Annotated in this window: 14 protein-coding genes and 2 tRNA genes; 13 read left to right on the forward strand and 3 right to left on the reverse strand. The window is 70.4% G+C overall.

Annotated elements, in window-relative coordinates; genetic code table 11:
* Positions 1 to 281 precede the first annotated feature (281 nt).
* The 9 genes from dnaN (at position 282) to LG632_RS01710 (ending at position 10,336) form a co-directional block, all read left to right on the forward strand.
* Entirely contained in the window at positions 282 to 1,412 is a 1,131-nt protein-coding gene (dnaN, locus tag LG632_RS01670; protein ID WP_226724498.1) for a DNA polymerase III subunit beta, read from the forward strand.
* Positions 1,413 to 1,559: 147 nt separating this feature from the next.
* On the forward strand, positions 1,560 to 2,435 hold the full coding sequence (gnd, locus tag LG632_RS01675; protein ID WP_226724499.1) for a phosphogluconate dehydrogenase (NAD(+)-dependent, decarboxylating): 876 nt from the start codon (positions 1,560 to 1,562) through the stop codon (positions 2,433 to 2,435).
* Between the two features lie 54 nt (positions 2,436 to 2,489).
* Positions 2,490 to 3,614, forward strand: a complete 1,125-nt coding sequence (recF, locus tag LG632_RS01680) for a DNA replication/repair protein RecF (protein ID WP_226724500.1) — start codon at positions 2,490 to 2,492, stop codon at positions 3,612 to 3,614.
* Positions 3,608 to 4,144 (forward strand): DciA family protein, encoded by a 537-nt coding sequence (locus LG632_RS01685; protein WP_226724501.1) that lies wholly within the window; start codon positions 3,608 to 3,610, stop codon positions 4,142 to 4,144. The genes recF and LG632_RS01685 overlap by 7 nt, the downstream gene beginning before the upstream one ends.
* 468 nt (positions 4,145 to 4,612) lie before the next feature.
* The gene (gene gyrB, locus LG632_RS01690; protein ID WP_226724514.1) at positions 4,613 to 6,634 is read left to right on the forward strand and encodes a DNA topoisomerase (ATP-hydrolyzing) subunit B; all 2,022 of its coding nucleotides are present in this window, start codon (positions 4,613 to 4,615) and stop codon (positions 6,632 to 6,634) included.
* Between the two features lie 43 nt (positions 6,635 to 6,677).
* Positions 6,678 to 9,287: a DNA gyrase subunit A gene (gyrA, locus tag LG632_RS01695; protein WP_226724502.1), complete on the forward strand. Its 2,610-nt coding sequence runs from the start codon at positions 6,678 to 6,680 to the stop codon at positions 9,285 to 9,287.
* A 9-nt stretch (positions 9,288 to 9,296) separates the two neighbouring features.
* Positions 9,297 to 9,908: a DUF3566 domain-containing protein gene (locus LG632_RS01700; protein ID WP_226724503.1), complete on the forward strand. Its 612-nt coding sequence runs from the start codon at positions 9,297 to 9,299 to the stop codon at positions 9,906 to 9,908.
* A gap of 70 nt (positions 9,909 to 9,978) precedes the next feature.
* A tRNA-Ile gene (locus LG632_RS01705) sits at positions 9,979 to 10,052 on the forward strand.
* 149 nt (positions 10,053 to 10,201) lie between these two features.
* Positions 10,202 to 10,336 (forward strand): DLW-39 family protein, encoded by a 135-nt coding sequence (locus tag LG632_RS01710; protein ID WP_208809277.1) that lies wholly within the window; start codon positions 10,202 to 10,204, stop codon positions 10,334 to 10,336.
* Between the two features lie 570 nt (positions 10,337 to 10,906).
* On the opposite strand, the gene LG632_RS01715 is transcribed toward LG632_RS01710, so the two are convergent.
* Positions 10,907 to 11,455: a helix-turn-helix domain-containing protein gene (locus LG632_RS01715; RefSeq protein ID WP_226724504.1), complete on the reverse strand. Its 549-nt coding sequence runs from the start codon at positions 11,453 to 11,455 to the stop codon at positions 10,907 to 10,909.
* 161 nt (positions 11,456 to 11,616) lie between these two features.
* On the opposite strand from LG632_RS01715, the gene LG632_RS01720 reads away from it, so the two are divergent.
* Positions 11,617 to 11,689 (forward strand) — tRNA-Ala (locus tag LG632_RS01720).
* A gap of 294 nt (positions 11,690 to 11,983) precedes the next feature.
* Here the strand turns inward: LG632_RS01720 and LG632_RS01725 are convergent.
* Positions 11,984 to 12,676 carry a DUF5324 family protein gene (locus LG632_RS01725; RefSeq protein ID WP_226724505.1) on the reverse strand — a complete coding sequence of 231 codons (693 nt, stop codon included), beginning with the start codon at positions 12,674 to 12,676 and terminating at the stop codon, positions 11,984 to 11,986.
* 185 nt (positions 12,677 to 12,861) lie between these two features.
* On the opposite strand from LG632_RS01725, the gene LG632_RS01730 reads away from it, so the two are divergent.
* Together LG632_RS01730 and LG632_RS01735 are read left to right on the forward strand one after the other, a co-directional pair.
* Positions 12,862 to 13,389 (forward strand): peptidylprolyl isomerase, encoded by a 528-nt coding sequence (locus LG632_RS01730; RefSeq protein WP_226724506.1) that lies wholly within the window; start codon positions 12,862 to 12,864, stop codon positions 13,387 to 13,389.
* A 16-nt stretch (positions 13,390 to 13,405) separates the two neighbouring features.
* Positions 13,406 to 14,128 carry a rhomboid family intramembrane serine protease gene (locus tag LG632_RS01735; protein ID WP_226724507.1) on the forward strand — a complete coding sequence of 241 codons (723 nt, stop codon included), beginning with the start codon at positions 13,406 to 13,408 and terminating at the stop codon, positions 14,126 to 14,128.
* Positions 14,129 to 14,247: 119 nt separating this feature from the next.
* On the opposite strand, the gene crgA is transcribed toward LG632_RS01735, so the two are convergent.
* On the reverse strand, positions 14,248 to 14,502 hold the full coding sequence (crgA, locus tag LG632_RS01740; RefSeq protein ID WP_226724508.1) for a cell division protein CrgA: 255 nt from the start codon (positions 14,500 to 14,502) through the stop codon (positions 14,248 to 14,250).
* 91 nt (positions 14,503 to 14,593) lie between these two features.
* Between crgA and LG632_RS01745 the strand changes: the two genes are divergently transcribed.
* The gene (locus tag LG632_RS01745) at positions 14,594 to 15,385 is read left to right on the forward strand and encodes a DUF881 domain-containing protein (protein ID WP_226724509.1); all 792 of its coding nucleotides are present in this window, start codon (positions 14,594 to 14,596) and stop codon (positions 15,383 to 15,385) included.
* Positions 15,386 to 15,535: the final 150 nt, after the last annotated feature.

Genomic DNA, 15,535 nt, shown 5'->3' on the forward strand with positions numbered 1-15,535 from the left:
TGTCCACCGGCGCCGCCCACAGGGGCAGTGGACAAAATGTGGCCGGTGACCTGCGAAAACGGGGTTATCCACGGTATCCACAGGCCCTACTACTACCCCCATGGACAGTTAGGCCGGTTTCCGTTTTCAAGCAGGGCCTGTGCACAAGTCCGTCGGAGGGCCTCCCCGGCACCTCGCTCACGACTTGACCGCCAGCCGCACGCGGTGTCGGTGCCGTACGTCAGACTGGTCTCCGGCATCGAGCCGACGACGAAGGCCAGCAACAGCAGGAGGCGGTACCGGTGAAGATCCGGGTAGAGCGCGATGTACTCGCGGAGGCGGTGGCGTGGGCGGCCCGTAGCCTCCCGGCCCGGCCGCCGGTGCCCGTTCTCGCGGGCCTCCTCCTGAAGGCGGAGGACGGCACGCTCAGCCTCTCCGGCTTCGACTACGAGGTCTCCGCCCGCGTCTCGGTCGAGGCGGACGTGGAGGAGGACGGCACCGTCCTGGTCTCCGGCCGGCTGCTCGCCGACATCTGCCGCGCCCTGCCGAACCGACCGGTGGAGATTTCCACAGACGGTGTACGGGCGACCGTGGTCTGCGGCTCCTCCCGCTTCACCCTCCACACCCTGCCGGTGGAGGAGTACCCGGCGCTGCCCCAGATGCCCACCGCCACCGGCACCGTCTCCGGCGAGGTCTTCGCCGCCGCTGCCGCCCAGGTCGCCATCGCCGCCGGCCGCGACGACACGCTGCCGGTGCTGACCGGTGTGCGCATCGAGATCGAGGGCGACCGGGTCACGCTGGCCTCCACCGACCGCTACCGCTTCGCGGTCCGCGAGTTCCTGTGGAAGCCGGAGAACCCGGACGCCTCCGCCGTCGCCCTGGTGCCCGCCAAGACGCTGCTGGACACCGCCAAGTCCCTGACCAGCGGTGACACGGTCACCCTGGCGCTGTCGGGCTCCGGCGCCGGTGAGGGCCTGATCGGCTTCGAGGGCGCCGGCCGCCGCACCACGACCCGCCTGCTCGAGGGCGACCTGCCCAAGTACCGCACGCTGTTCCCGACCGAGTTCAACTCCGTCGCCGTGATCGAGACCGCCCCGTTCGTCGAGGCCGTCAAGCGTGTGGCCCTGGTCGCCGAGCGCAACACCCCGGTCCGCCTGAGCTTCGAGCAGGGCGTGCTGATCCTGGAGGCCGGTTCCTCCGACGATGCACAGGCTGTGGAGCGCGTCGACGCCAAGCTGGAGGGCGACGACATCTCGATCGCCTTCAACCCGACCTTCCTGCTGGACGGCCTGAGCGCGATCGACTCGCCGGCCGCGCAGCTGTCGTTCACGACGTCCACCAAGCCGGCGCTGCTCAGCGGCCGCCCGGCCGTGGACGCCGAGGCGGACGAGGCCTACAAGTACCTCATCATGCCGGTCCGCCTCTCCGGCTGATCCTGCCGTCATCGCAGGTCAGGCCCGGTCTCGCAGTCCGCGGGGCCGGGCCTGAAGGCTTCGCGGCGGTGCCCGGCGTAGGCTCGGACCGGGAAGTACCGGAAGTACCGCCACGAAGTTTCGCCACAACGCTTAAGGAACCACCTGATGGAGCTCGGTCTCGTCGGTCTCGGCAAGATGGGCGGCAACATGCGCGAGCGCATCCGCCGCGCAGGCCACACCGTCATCGGATACGACCGCAACCCGGACGTCGCCGACGTCCACAGCCTGTCGGAGCTTGTGGACAACCTCCAGGCGCCGCGCGTGGTGTGGGTGATGGTCCCGGCCGGCGCGCCGACCCAGTCCACCATCGACGAGCTGGCGGACCTGCTCTCCCCGGGCGACGTCGTCGTGGACGGCGGCAACTCCCGCTGGACCGACGACGAGAAGCACGCCGCCGAGCTCGCGGCCAAGGGGATCGGCTTCGTCGACTGCGGCGTCTCCGGCGGTGTGTGGGGCCTGGAGAACGGCTACGCGCTCATGTACGGCGGTGACAAGGAGCACGTGGCGGCGGTCCAGCCGATCTTCGACGCGCTGAAGCCGGAGGGCGACTTCGGCTCCGTGCACGCCGGCAAGGTGGGCGCGGGCCACTTCGCCAAGATGGTCCACAACGGCATCGAGTACGCCATGATGCAGGCCTACGCCGAGGGCTGGGAGCTGCTGGAGAAGGTGGACTCGGTCACCGACGTGCGCGAGGTCTTCCGGTCCTGGCAGGAGGGCACGGTCATCCGTTCCTGGCTGCTGGACCTGGCGGTCAACGCGCTGGACGAGGACGAGCACCTGGACAAGCTCAAGGGCTACGCGCAGGACTCGGGCGAGGGCCGCTGGACGGTGGAGGCCGCGATCGACCACGCCGTGCCGCTGCCGGCGATCACCGCCTCGCTGTTCGCGCGGTTCGCCTCGCGCCAGGACGACTCGCCGCAGATGAAGATGATCGCCGCGCTGCGCAACCAGTTCGGCGGCCACGCGGTCGAGACCAAGTAACCCAGCAAGAAGCAGCAGAGCAGTTCGTAGGGCCGGGGGAGGTCGGCGTCCGTCATGCACGTCACGCATCTGTCGTTGGCCGACTTCCGCTCGTACGCCCGGGCCGAGGTACCGCTCGACCCGGGCGTCACGGCCTTCGTCGGGCCCAACGGCCAGGGCAAGACCAACCTCGTCGAGGCGGTCGGCTATCTGGCCACGCTGGGCAGCCACCGGGTGTCCTCGGACGCCCCGCTGGTGCGCATGGGCGCCGACCGCGCCGTCGTCCGGGCGGCCGTCACCCAGGGCGAACGCCAGCAGCTCGTGGAGTTGGAGCTGAACCCGGGCCGGGCCAACCGGGCCCGGATCAACCGGTCCTCGCAGGTCAGGCCGCGTGACGTACTGGGCATCGTCCGCACGGTGCTGTTCGCGCCGGAGGACCTGGCGCTGGTCAAGGGCGACCCCGGGGAACGCCGGCGGTTCCTGGACGAGCTGATCACGGCGCGCACGCCGCGGATGGCGGGCGTGCGCTCGGACTACGAGCGGGTGCTCAAGCAGCGCAACACCCTGCTGAAGTCGGCGGCGATGGCCCGCCGGCACGGCGGCAGGTCCATGGACCTGTCCACACTGGACGTGTGGGACCAGCACCTGGCCCGGGCCGGCGCGGAGCTGCTGGCGCAGCGGCTGGACCTGCTCAGGACCCTGGAGCCGCTCGCCGACAAGGCGTACGAGCAGCTGGCGCCGGGCGGCGGACCGATCGGGCTGACGTACAGGGGGAGCGCGTCCGCGGCCGGGGCGGTCAGCCGCGAGGAGCTCTACGAGGCGCTGCTCGGGGCGCTGGGCGAGGCGCGCAAGCAGGAGATCGAGCGGGGCGTGACGCTGGTCGGGCCGCACCGCGACGACGTGCTGCTGGGGCTCGGGGAGCTGCCGGCCAAGGGGTACGCGAGCCACGGCGAGTCCTGGTCGTACGCGCTGGCGCTGCGGCTGGCCTCGTACGAGCTGCTGCGCACGGAGGGCGCCGAGCCGGTGCTGATCCTGGACGACGTCTTCGCCGAGCTGGACGCGCGGCGCCGGGAGCGGCTGGCGGAGCTGGTGGCCGGGGGCGAGCAGGTGCTGGTGACGGCCGCGGTGGACGACGACGTGCCGGGGGTGCTGGCGGGCGCCCGGTTCGGGGTGTCCGGTGGTGAGGTGACCCGATGGTGAAGGGCGACGAGGGCGAGCCGCGCAAGGCGCCCGAGCCCTCGGGCGTGGACCTGGCGCGCCAGGCGCTGGCGGCGGCCCGGGAGCAGGCCCGCGCCCGGGGCCTGGCGGCCGGCGCGGGCGGGAAGAAGCGCGCGCAGCATCCGGGGCTGCGCTCGGGGGCCCGGGCCGACGCCCGCGACCCGATGCCGCTCATGGCGGCGCTGGAGCGGCTGCGCACCGAGCGGGGCTGGGAGATGCCGCTCGCGGACGCGGGCGTGATGGAGCGCTGGCCGCAGATCGTGGGGCCGGAGATCGCCGCGCACTGCGAACCGGAGCGCTACGAGGACCGTGAGCTCGTGGTGCGGTGCGATTCGTCGGCGTGGGCGGCGCAGCTGAAGCTGCTCGCCCCGCAGCTGGTGGCCCGGCTGAACAAGGAGCTGGGCCAGGGCACCGTACGGCTGATCAAGGTGCAGGGGCCGGGCGGCCGGCCGCGCCGGTACGGGCCGCTGCGCGCCCCGGGCAGCTCGGGCCCGGGTGACACCTGGGGCTGACGCACCCGCGGCCGACGGCACTGGACCCGGGGCACCGCCGCCGGTGGGCCCCCGCCCCTTCCCCGGTGGGCCCGGCCCCCACCGTGGGCTCGTTCGCTGTCCCGGTGGGCCCGGCCCGCGGCCCCGCCCGGCGCCGGTCGCGGCCCCCGCCGGGGCGGGCTTCGGAGCCCTCCCGTCGCCTTCCGGCCAGTGGTGTCCCTCACGGTAGCCGGAGGTTGACAGGCCGAAGCGCTCAATGCCCGCGTGAGCCTCTTGGAGCCCCGTCCTGAATATGGGGAGTCGGGAGAGGGAGGTTCAGGGCGGCACATGCGGACTCAGGTACCGGCAAACCCCCATTCATGTCAGCGCTACCGGTAGACTGGTGGTAAGTCCCGCCCGCTTGCGGGATCGCCGAGCAACACCGACAACGCAGATCGACGCAGCCGTTCCCGCCGGGCCACTCGCGCCGCCTGGGATTGACGGTCTGCGCTGTGCCAGAAAGGGCGCTTCGTGGCCGATTCCGGCGACTCCAACCAGAACAACTACGACGCAAGTGCGATCCAGGTCCTGGAAGGCCTGGAGGCGGTCCGCAAGCGGCCCGGCATGTACATCGGATCCACCGGTGAGCGCGGCCTGCACCACCTGGTGTACGAGGTCGTCGACAACGCGGTGGACGAGGCGCTGGCCGGCCACGCGGACAAGATCGACGTCACGATCCTCGCCGACGGCGGCGTGCGCGTGGTGGACAACGGCCGAGGCATCCCCGTCGGCATCGTCCCCGCGCAGGGCAAGCCCGCCGTCGAGGTCGTGCTGACGGTCCTGCACGCGGGCGGCAAGTTCGGCGGCGGCGGCTACGCCGTCTCCGGCGGTCTGCACGGCGTGGGCGTCTCCGTCGTGAACGCCCTGTCCAGCAAGGTCTCCGTCGAGATCAAGACCGACGGCTACCGCTGGACCCAGGACTACAAGATGGGCGAGCCCACCGCGGCCCTCGCCCGCAACGAGCCGACCGACGAGACCGGCACGTCCGTGACGTTCTGGGCCGACGGCGACATCTTCGAGACGACCGAGTACTCGTTCGAGACGCTCTCGCGCCGCTTCCAGGAGATGGCCTTCCTCAACAAGGGCCTGACCATCGTCCTGACCGACGAGCGCGAGTCGGCCAAGGCCACGGTCGGTGCGGACGACCCCGACGCGGAGGCCGAGGAGCAGCAGGCGCGCACCGTCACGTACCACTACGAGGGCGGCATCGTCGACTTCGTGAAGTACCTGAACTCGCGCAAGGGCGAGCTCATCCACCCCACCGTCATCGGCATCGAGGCCGAGGACAAGGAGCGGATGCTCTCGGTCGAGCTGGCGATGCAGTGGAACTCCCAGTACACCGAGGGTGTCTACTCCTTCGCCAACACCATCCACACGCACGGCGGCGGTACCCACGAGGAGGGCTTCCGCGCCGCGCTGACGGGTCTGGTGAACAAGTACGCGCGCGAGAAGAAGCTGCTGCGCGAGAAGGACGACAACCTCACCGGTGACGACATCCGCGAGGGCCTGACCGCGATCATCTCGGTCAAGCTGGCCGAGCCGCAGTTCGAGGGCCAGACCAAGGACAAGCTGGGCAACACGGAGGCCAAGACCTTCGTGCAGAAGGTGGCCCACGAGCACCTGTCCGACTGGTTCGACCGCAACCCCAACGAGGCCGCGGACATCGTCCGCAAGGCCATCCAGGCGGCCACGGCCCGCGTCGCGGCCCGCAAGGCGCGCGACCTGACCCGCCGCAAGGGCCTGCTGGAGAGCGCGTCCCTGCCGGGCAAGCTGTCCGACTGCCAGTCGAACGACCCGGCCAAGTGCGAGATCTTCATCGTCGAGGGTGACTCCGCCGGCGGCTCGGCCAAGTCCGGCCGCAACCCGATGTACCAGGCCATCCTGCCGATCCGCGGCAAGATCCTGAACGTCGAGAAGGCGCGCATCGACAAGATCCTCCAGAACACCGAGATCCAGGCGCTGATCAGCGCCTTCGGCACCGGTGTGCACGAGGACTTCGACATCGAGAAGCTCCGCTACCACAAGATCATCCTGATGGCGGACGCCGACGTCGACGGCCAGCACATCAACACGCTGCTGCTGACGTTCCTCTTCCGCTTCATGCGCCCGCTGGTCGAGGCGGGACACGTCTACCTGTCCCGGCCGCCGCTGTACAAGATCAAGTGGGGTCGCGACGACTTCGAGTACGCGTACTCGGACCGCGAGCGCGACGCGCTCGTCGAGCTCGGCAAGCAGAACGGCAAGCGGATCAAGGAAGACTCGATCCAGCGCTTCAAGGGTCTGGGCGAGATGAACGCCGAGGAGCTGCGCGTCACCACGATGGACGTGGACCACCGCGTGCTCGGCCAGGTCACGCTGGACGACGCGGCCCAGGCCGACGACCTGTTCTCGGTGCTGATGGGTGAGGACGTCGAGGCCCGGCGCTCCTTCATCCAGCGCAACGCCAAGGACGTCCGCTTCCTCGACATCTGAGTCGGTCCGTCGCTGACCGCCTGAAAGGACTTGAAGACCAGCAATGGCCGACGAGAACACCCCCACCACGACCGAAGCCGCCGAGCCCGCCGAGGAGGAGCAGCAGCTGCGGATCGAGCCCGTCGGGCTCGAGACGGAGATGCAGCGCTCCTACCTCGACTACGCGATGTCCGTCATCGTCTCCCGCGCGCTGCCCGACGTCCGCGACGGCCTCAAGCCGGTCCACCGCCGTGTGCTGTACGCGATGTACGACGGCGGGTACCGGCCCGAGAAGGGCTTCTACAAGTGCGCCCGCGTCGTCGGCGACGTCATGGGTACGTACCACCCGCACGGCGACTCCTCCATCTACGACGCCCTGGTGCGCCTCGCCCAGCCGTGGTCGATGCGGATGCCGCTGGTCGACTCCAACGGCAACTTCGGCTCCCCGGGCAACGACCCGGCCGCCGCCATGCGCTACACCGAGTGCAAGATGGCGCCGCTGTCGATGGAGATGGTCCGCGACATCGACGAGGAGACCGTCGACTTCACGGACAACTACGACGGCCGCAACCAGGAGCCGACGGTCCTGCCGGCGCGCTTCCCGAACCTGCTCGTCAACGGCTCCGCCGGCATCGCGGTCGGCATGGCCACCAACATCCCGCCGCACAACCTCCGCGAGGTCGCCGAGGGCGCCCAGTGGTACCTGGCCAACCCGGACGCCTCGCACGAGGACCTGCTGGACGCGCTGATCGAGCGGATCAAGGGCCCGGACTTCCCCACCGGCGCGCTGGTGGTGGGCAAGAAGGGCATCGAGGAGGCCTACCGCACCGGCCGCGGCTCCATCACGATGCGCGCGGTGGTCGAGGTCGAGGAGATCCAGAACCGCCAGTGCCTGGTGGTCACGGAGCTTCCTTACCAGGTCAACCCGGACAACCTCGCGCAGAAGATCGCCGACCTGGTCAAGGACGGCAAGATCGGCGGCATCGCCGACGTCCGCGACGAGACCTCCTCCCGTACGGGCCAGCGCCTGGTGATCGTCCTCAAGCGGGACGCCGTCGCCAAGGTCGTGCTGAACAACCTGTACAAGCACACCGACCTCCAGACGAACTTCGGCGCGAACATGCTCGCGCTGGTGGACGGCGTACCGCGCACGCTCTCGCTGGACGCGTTCATCCGCCACTGGGTGCACCACCAGATCGAGGTCATCGTCCGGCGCACCAGGTTCCGCCTGCGCAAGGCCGAGGAGCGGGCCCACATCCTGCGCGGTCTGCTCAAGGCGCTGGACGCGATCGACGAGGTCATCGCGCTCATCCGGCGCAGCGAGACCGTCGAGGTCGCCCGCGAGGGCCTGATGGGCCTGCTGCAGATCGACGAGATCCAGGCCAACGCGATCCTGGAGATGCAGCTCCGCCGCCTGGCGGCCCTGGAGCGGCAGAAGATCGTCGCCGAGCACGACGAGCTCCAGGCGAAGATCAACGAGTACAACGCGATCCTGGCCTCGCCGGAGAAGCAGCGCGCCATCGTCAGCGAGGAGCTGGCGGCGATCGTCGAGAAGTTCGGCGACGACCGGCGCTCGAAGCTGGTGCCGTTCGACGGTGACATGTCCATCGAGGACCTGATCGCCGAAGAGGACATCGTCGTCACGATCACCCGCGGCGGCTACGTCAAGCGCACCAAGACCGACGACTACCGCTCCCAGCGGCGCGGCGGCAAGGGCGTGCGCGGCACGAAGCTGAAGGAAGACGACATCGTCGACCACTTCTTCGTCTCCACCACCCACCACTGGCTGCTGTTCTTCACCAACAAGGGCCGGGTCTACCGGGCCAAGGCCTACGAGCTGCCCGACGCCGGCCGCGACGCCCGCGGTCAGCACGTGGCCAACCTGCTGGCCTTCCAGCCGGACGAGCAGATCGCCGAGATCCTGGCGATCCGCGACTACGAGGCGGCCCCGTACCTGATCCTGGCCACCAAGGCGGGTCTGGTGAAGAAGACCGCGCTGAAGGACTACGACTCGCCCCGGTCGGGCGGCGTCATCGCCATCAACCTGCGCGAGCGGGAGGACGGCAGCGACGACGAGCTGATCGGCGCCGAGCTGGTGTCCGCCGAGGACGACCTGCTGCTCATCAGCAAGAAGGCGCAGTCGATCCGCTTCACCGCGACCGACGACGCGCTGCGCCCGATGGGCCGGGCCACCTCCGGTGTGAAGGGCATGAGCTTCCGCGAGGGTGACGAACTGCTGTCCATGAGCGTTGTCCGTCCGGGTACGTTCGTGTTCACCGCGACCGACGGCGGCTACGCCAAGCGCACGCCGGTCGACGAGTACCGGGTCCAGGGCCGCGGCGGTCTGGGCATCAAGGCCGCCAAGATCGTGGAGGACCGGGGCTCGCTGGTCGGTGCGCTGGTCGTGGACGAGAGCGACGAGATCCTCGCCATCACCCTCGGCGGTGGTGTGATCCGTACGCGAGTCAACGAAGTCAGGGAGACCGGCCGTGACACCATGGGCGTCCAGCTGATCAACCTGGGCAAGCGGGACGCCGTCGTCGGCATCGCCCGCAACGCCGAGGCCGGTCAGGAGGCCGAGGAGGGCGACGAGCCCGAGGCGGTCGAGGGACAGGTCGAGGGACAGGCCAACGAGGCCGCCGAGGGCACGGAGTCCTCGGCCGGGGAGCAGTAGGAGCACAGCGTGAGTGGAGCCACGGGCGCCGGATCGGCCAAGACTGGAGCGAAGGGTGCCCGTGGCCCCGCCGCGGACTCCCAGGGGGCGACGACAACGGTGACGGACACCCGAGGGGTGCAGCAGCCGGGCACGGACGACGGCCAGGACCGGCACGCCGCGCAGCCCTACCACCCGCCGCAGGCGTACGCGGCGCCGGCCGGGCCGGGGGCGCAGCGCCAGCCGCGTCCGGCGGCCCGTACGGCGCCCCGGACGCGCAAGGCCCGACTGCGGGTGGCCAAGGCCGACCCGTGGTCGGTGATGAAGGTCAGCTTCCTGCTGTCGATCGCGCTGGGCATCTGCACCATCGTGGCGGCGGCGGTGCTGTGGATGGTCATGGACGCCATGGGGGTCTTCGAGACCGTCGGCGGCACCATCAGCGAGGCGACCGGCTCCAACGAGTCCAACGGCTTCGACCTGCAGTCGTTCCTTTCGCTGCCGCGCGTGCTGATCTTCACGTCGGTGATCGCGGTCATCGACGTGGTCCTGGCGACGGCCCTGGCCACGCTGGGGGCGTTCATCTACAACCTGTCGGCGGGCTTCGTCGGCGGTGTGGAGCTCACCCTCGCCGAGGACGAGTAGCCCCGTGACCTGCGATTTGGGAACTCCCGGGTCTGTGCGCTAACCTTCAGGAGTCAGCGCGCAGCGCGGCGGGGCTATAGCTCAGTTGGTTAGAGCGCATCCCTGATAAGGATGAGGCCACAGGTTCAAATCCTGTTAGCCCCACAGCACAGGTCACGGCCCGGCGGAGGAACTTCCGCCGGGCCGTTTCCGTTGGTCCTTACAGGTCGATCCCAGATAACCGAACGGTATCGATCGGTGTGTATTGTTGGGCCCCAGAAGTCCCCTACGTCAACGAAAGACGAGGTCGCGCGGTGAAGAAGCTTCTCCTGGTCGCACTGGCCGCCATCGGCGGGCTCCTCGTGTACCGCCAGATCCAGGCGGACCGCGCCGAGCAGGACCTGTGGACGGAGGCCACCGACTCCGTGCCCTCGGGTTCCGGTGTGTGAGACCGAAAGCTCCGAGTGTGACGAAGCCCCGGCTGCCGTAGCGGCCGGGGCTTCGTGCTGCGCGGACGCCGTCGGCAGGGCGGATCGGGGGCCGGACCCGGCCGACGCGGTGCGGCCGAGGAGGGAAGGGGCCGGGGCGGCGTTCGGACGGCCTCGGCGAGGGCCTTGTGCGCCCCGGTGGCGGTGCGGAAGCGAAGCGGCGGGGTTCGGGAGCGGCAGGTTCGCCGCGACGTCCCACAGGGGCGCGGGGCGCTTTCGAGGGGCCCGGGCGCGGCCGGGGTGCGGTAGTGCCCCAGCAGGCCGACGGCGAAGGGGCGGCGCAGAAGTCCGGGAGCTTGTGCGCCAGTTGCTCCGAGGGCGGTTCAACGGGGCGTGCCCACCCCGTGGTCGGTCTCGGTGAGCCGCCCGGCGAGGCCCGGCGACCCGTCCATGGTGAACAGGACCTTGTCGTCGTCCGCCGCCCGGCCGGCCGGGGCCGGCACGTGCGGGTGGTCGATCCGAAGGGCCTGTTCCCGTACGAGATGCAGCAGCGTGCGGGAGGCCGTTCCCCCGTTTCCCCCCGGTCCGCGGTCAGTTCTGGTGGGCCTCGTAGTGGGCCACCGCTTCGGCGGTGCGGCCCGCCCCGTAGACCCGGAGGAACTCGGCGAGTTCCGGGTGGGTGGGAGCGAGGGTGTCCGCCGCGTCGATGATGTCGCCGGCCGCGGCGACCGACCGCAGCAGGGACTGGATCTCACGGACCACGCGCTTGACCGTGGGCGCCCCCGAACTCGTGGCCGGCTGGCCGTTGTTGCTGAGGACGGAACCCCCCTGGGTCTTCTTGATCTCGTCCATCCGGTCGGTGGCCTCCGCGGCGCTGACGCTGCCGTCGGCGACCTGGCCGGCGAGCTCCTGGAGGGCCTGGACGCGCTGGACCACGGCCGGGTTGCCGATCTTGGCGCGCTGGCCGCTCATCAGCTGGGACAGCATGGGCGCCGACAGGCCGAGGACGGCAGCGAGGCGGGCCTGGTTCAGTCCGAGATCATCTATGAGCCGGCGGAAGAGGGCCCCGAGCGGCTCCCCGTACCAGCTGCGCTGAAGTTCTCTGGCTCTGGCCGTGGCCTCTTGCTGAACTGCGTCCACTCTTGGTACTCCCCTTCGCTGGTGCGAACCTCGCGAGCATCTTACGGAGAGTGGTCGCACGGCGGGAGTCCCTATCATTTTGCTCGATGAGGGGGTGTACCCGGTACTCTGGTCTGCGGAAGTGGCCACCCCTTCGAAGGGGCCGGTCACGTCCACTTCTCGGGGCTTTAGCTCAGTTGGTAGAGCGCTGTCTTTGCATGGCAGATGTCAGGGGTTCGACTCCCCTAAGCTCCACTGTGAACACCCCTCCTGGCCTGCGGAAACGCGTCCAGGAGGGGTGTTTTTCATTTCTCTGGCCCGGGCCCGTCACCAGCGAACCGGCCCCGGACGGGGGGTGTTTCACGTGAAACACCGGGCCGCCCACTCCGGCCCGCCGCCTGCCGGCCGGGCTCTGCCGACCGCGGGCCCCGCCCGCCGCGCCCGCCGGGAGCCCCGCGCCCGCGCCGGGCCCCGCGCCCGCGCCGGGCCCCGGACACGTCGAAGGGCCCGGACCGCCGCCGCGGATCCGGGCTCTTCTCCGGGGTGGCCTTACTGCTGCTGGTCGTCCGCCGAGCTGGACGCCTCGCGTTCCTTGGCGGCCAGCTCCTCGTCGAAGTTCGACTCGGCGGCGTCCCGGGACGGGACCTCCGTGGCCGCCGGGGGCTCCACCAGCCAGTCCGGGTTGGACTGCTGGTCCCACCACCTCCAGGCCAGGTACGCCGCACCGGCCAGCAGGCCGACCAGGGCGATCCCCTTGACCACCCGACCGGCCCGGGCGCGCCGCGCCCGTCCGCGCATCAGCTTCTCGACCTCGTGCGCGGAGACCTGGCCGCGCAGCGCCGCCAGGGCCGCCGTCGAACGGGACGCGGCCTCCTCCGCCATCGGCTGGGCCACGGCCAGAGCGTGCTCCAGGCGTGGTTGCGTGACGGCGGCGGCATGCCGGACCGCCTCACGCGTGCGGCAGGCCGCCCGGGTCGCCGCATGGTCGACGTTCGGCGGCACGTGCGCGCGCGCCGCCCTCATCCGGGGATGCAGATGGGTGTCGTACGCGGTGCGCGCCTGCCGCGACGCCTCGTGCGCGGCGTGGGCGACCATCGGGGCGAGACGCTCGTTCGCCTCGTGCGCGTAGTGCACGGCGGCGCCCTTGACGCTGCCCGCGTACGGTGCCATCGCGTCCGCTGCGTGCCGCGCCGTCTCCCTCGCACTCTCCGCTGCCGCGCGCACGCTGTCCTTGGGGGTCACAGGATCCTCCTTCTCGGTGGCGGACACAGTTCACCTTTCCACCCTTTGTCGGATCATGCCTGGCGGGGCGCCGACCGGCATGCGTGACAGGGCATACGGGTGGCCGTTTTCTCCTGGATTTCTCCGGGGTGCAGCACACCGTGCGAGGATCTGGGACCGACAGTGATGACGAGGAAGGCAGATTCGTGGCCCAGAAGCTTTACGCCACTCTGAAGACCAACCACGGCGACATCGAGATCGAACTTCTGCCGTTCCACGCGCCGAAGACGGTCCGCAACTTCGTGGAGCTGGCGACGGGCGAGCGCGAATGGACCCGGCCCACGGACGGGCAGAAGACCACCGAGCCGCTCTACGACGGCACGGTCTTCCACCGGGTCATCAGCGGATTCATGATCCAGGGCGGTGACCCGCTGGGCAACGGCACGGGCGGTCCGGGCTACGAGTTCGCCGACGAGTTCCACCCGGACCTGGCCTTCACCAAGCCCTACCTGGTGGCGATGGCCAACGCGGGCCCCGGGACCAACGGCTCCCAGTTCTTCATCACCGTCGCGCCGACCGCCTGGCTCACCCGCAAGCACACCATCTTCGGCGAGGTCACCGACCCGGCCAGCCGCAAGGTCGTCGACGAGATCGCCGGCCTCGCGACCAACCGGCGCACCGAGCGTCCGCTGGAGGACGTCGTCATCCGGTCCGTGGTCGTCGAGAAGCGCTGATCCGGGCCCTTCCGCGATGGACAGCGGCGCCGCCGCCCCGGACACCGGGTCCCGCTCCGCGCGGGACCCGCGCCTGGTCACCAAGGCCCTGGTCGCGCTGAACACGGCCGTCTTCCTCGCGGTCCTGGCGGCGCCGGGCCTGCTGCGGCCGGGCGAGTTGCTGGGCCGCTACGCCGAGACGCTCGGCGGCCCGGTCCACGGGGTGGCCACCGGGGAGTACCACCGGCTGCTGACCTCGGTGTTCCTGCACCAGGAGTGGTGGCACCTGGCGAGCAACATGATCGGCCTGTGGTTCCTGGGCGGGCCGCTGGAGGCCGCGCTGGGCCGGGCCCGGTTCCTGGCCCTCTACCTGCTCTCGGGGCTGGGCGGGAGCGCGCTGGCGTACGTGGTGACGGAGCCGAACGTGCCGACGCTGGGCGCCTCCGGCGCCGTCTTCGGGCTCCTGGGCGCCTTGGTCGTGCAGATGCGGGCGGCGCGCGAGGACCTGCGGCCGGTGGCCGTGCTGGTGGCGGTGCTCCTGCTGCTGAGCTTCCTCCCGCGCGGCGGCGAGGGGGCCTGGTCGGTGTCCTGGGAGCTCCATGTGGGCGGGCTGCTCACCGGTGTCCTGATCGGAGCGGGAATGTTCCGGACCGGAACGGCATCGGGGCGGGCCGGCGCGGGGGCCGCCTGGGGTGCCTGCGGCGCCGTGTTCGTGCTGGTGGTGGCGGCCGTCCTGATGCGGACGGCCGAGCTCACCTGATCACCGTACCGGCGTCAACCGGAAGCCGCTCACATACTTATCCACAGATCTTCTGAGTTTTGTCCTCAGCTGTGGACAGGGCTGTGGATAAGTATGTGCAGAAGTGGGCGCGGAGCGCCCTACTTCCACTGGGTGGAGACGCCGAAGCCGGCGGCGATGAAGCCGAAACCGACCACGATGTTCCAATTGCCGAGGGATTCGATCGGCATTTGGGTGTCGGTCACGTAAAAGACGACAATCCAGGCAAGACCGATGAAGAAGAGCGCCAACATCACCGGTGCGACCCAGCTGCGGTTGGTCAGCCTGATCGCCTGCGCCTGCCTGGACGGCGGCGGGGTGTAGTCGTCCTTCTTGCGGATACGTGACTTCGGCACGAGGGTCTCTCCTGTCGATGCGCTGGGGACCTTGCCTGCCCCGGGCGTCCGTTAGCGTAGTGGTTCAGTGGCGCCGAAGGAGAAGGGTACGTTGAGCAATTCCGACGACTCCTCCGTGGGTCCCCGTCGACGGGGCCTTTCGCTGCGGCCGGCCCGACTGCTGACCGCGGGCGTGTTCGCGCTCGCCGGACTCATCTTCGTCACGAGCTTCAACACCTCCAAGGGTACGAACATCCGGACCGACACCTCGCTGCTGAAGTTGTCGGACCTGATCCTGGAGCGCAGCCAGAACAACGCCGAGCTGGAGCGCAGCACCGCCACCGTCCGCCACCAGGTCGACGCCCTGGCCGACCGGGACGACGGCAGCACCCGCGCCGAGGACGCCAAGCTGGCCGCGCTGCGCGATCTCGCGGGCACCGAGCAGCTGGCCGGCAAGGGCCTGACCGTCACCCTCAACGACGCCCCGCCGAACGCCACCGCCCGCATCCCCAACGTGCCCGAGCCCCAGCCCAACGACCTGGTGATCCACCAGCAGGACCTCCAGGCCGTCGTGAACGCCCTCTGGCAGGGCGGCGCCCGCGGCATCCAGGTCATGGACCAGCGGCTGATCTCCACCAGCGCCGTGCGCTGCGTGGGCAACACCTTGATCCTCCAGGGCCGGGTCTACTCGCCGCCGTACAAGGTGACGGCGGTCGGCGACCCGGCCGCGCTGAAGAAGGCCCTCGCGGCCTCCCCGGCGATCCAGAACTACCAGCTCTACGTCAACGCCTACGGGCTCGGCTGGAAAGTCGACGAGCACAAGGCGGTGACTGTGCCGGGGTACTCGGGCACAGTGGACCTCCACTATGCGAAGCCCGTGGAGAGCAGCAGCCCCAGCCCCTGAGCGGCGGGCCCGCGCCGTACGGCTGGCGGTGCGGACCTTCAGCGAGGTGTGCCTGACGGCGGGCACCGTGATCGTGCTGTTCGTGGCGTACCTGCTGCTGTGGACCGGGGTCCGGGCGGACCGCGCGGCGGCCGCCGAACGCGAGCGGCT

The sequence above is a fragment of the Streptomyces antimicrobicus genome (genome assembly GCF_020532625.1).
In the GTDB taxonomy this organism is placed as follows: Bacteria; Actinomycetota; Actinomycetes; order Streptomycetales; family Streptomycetaceae; genus Streptomyces; species Streptomyces antimicrobicus.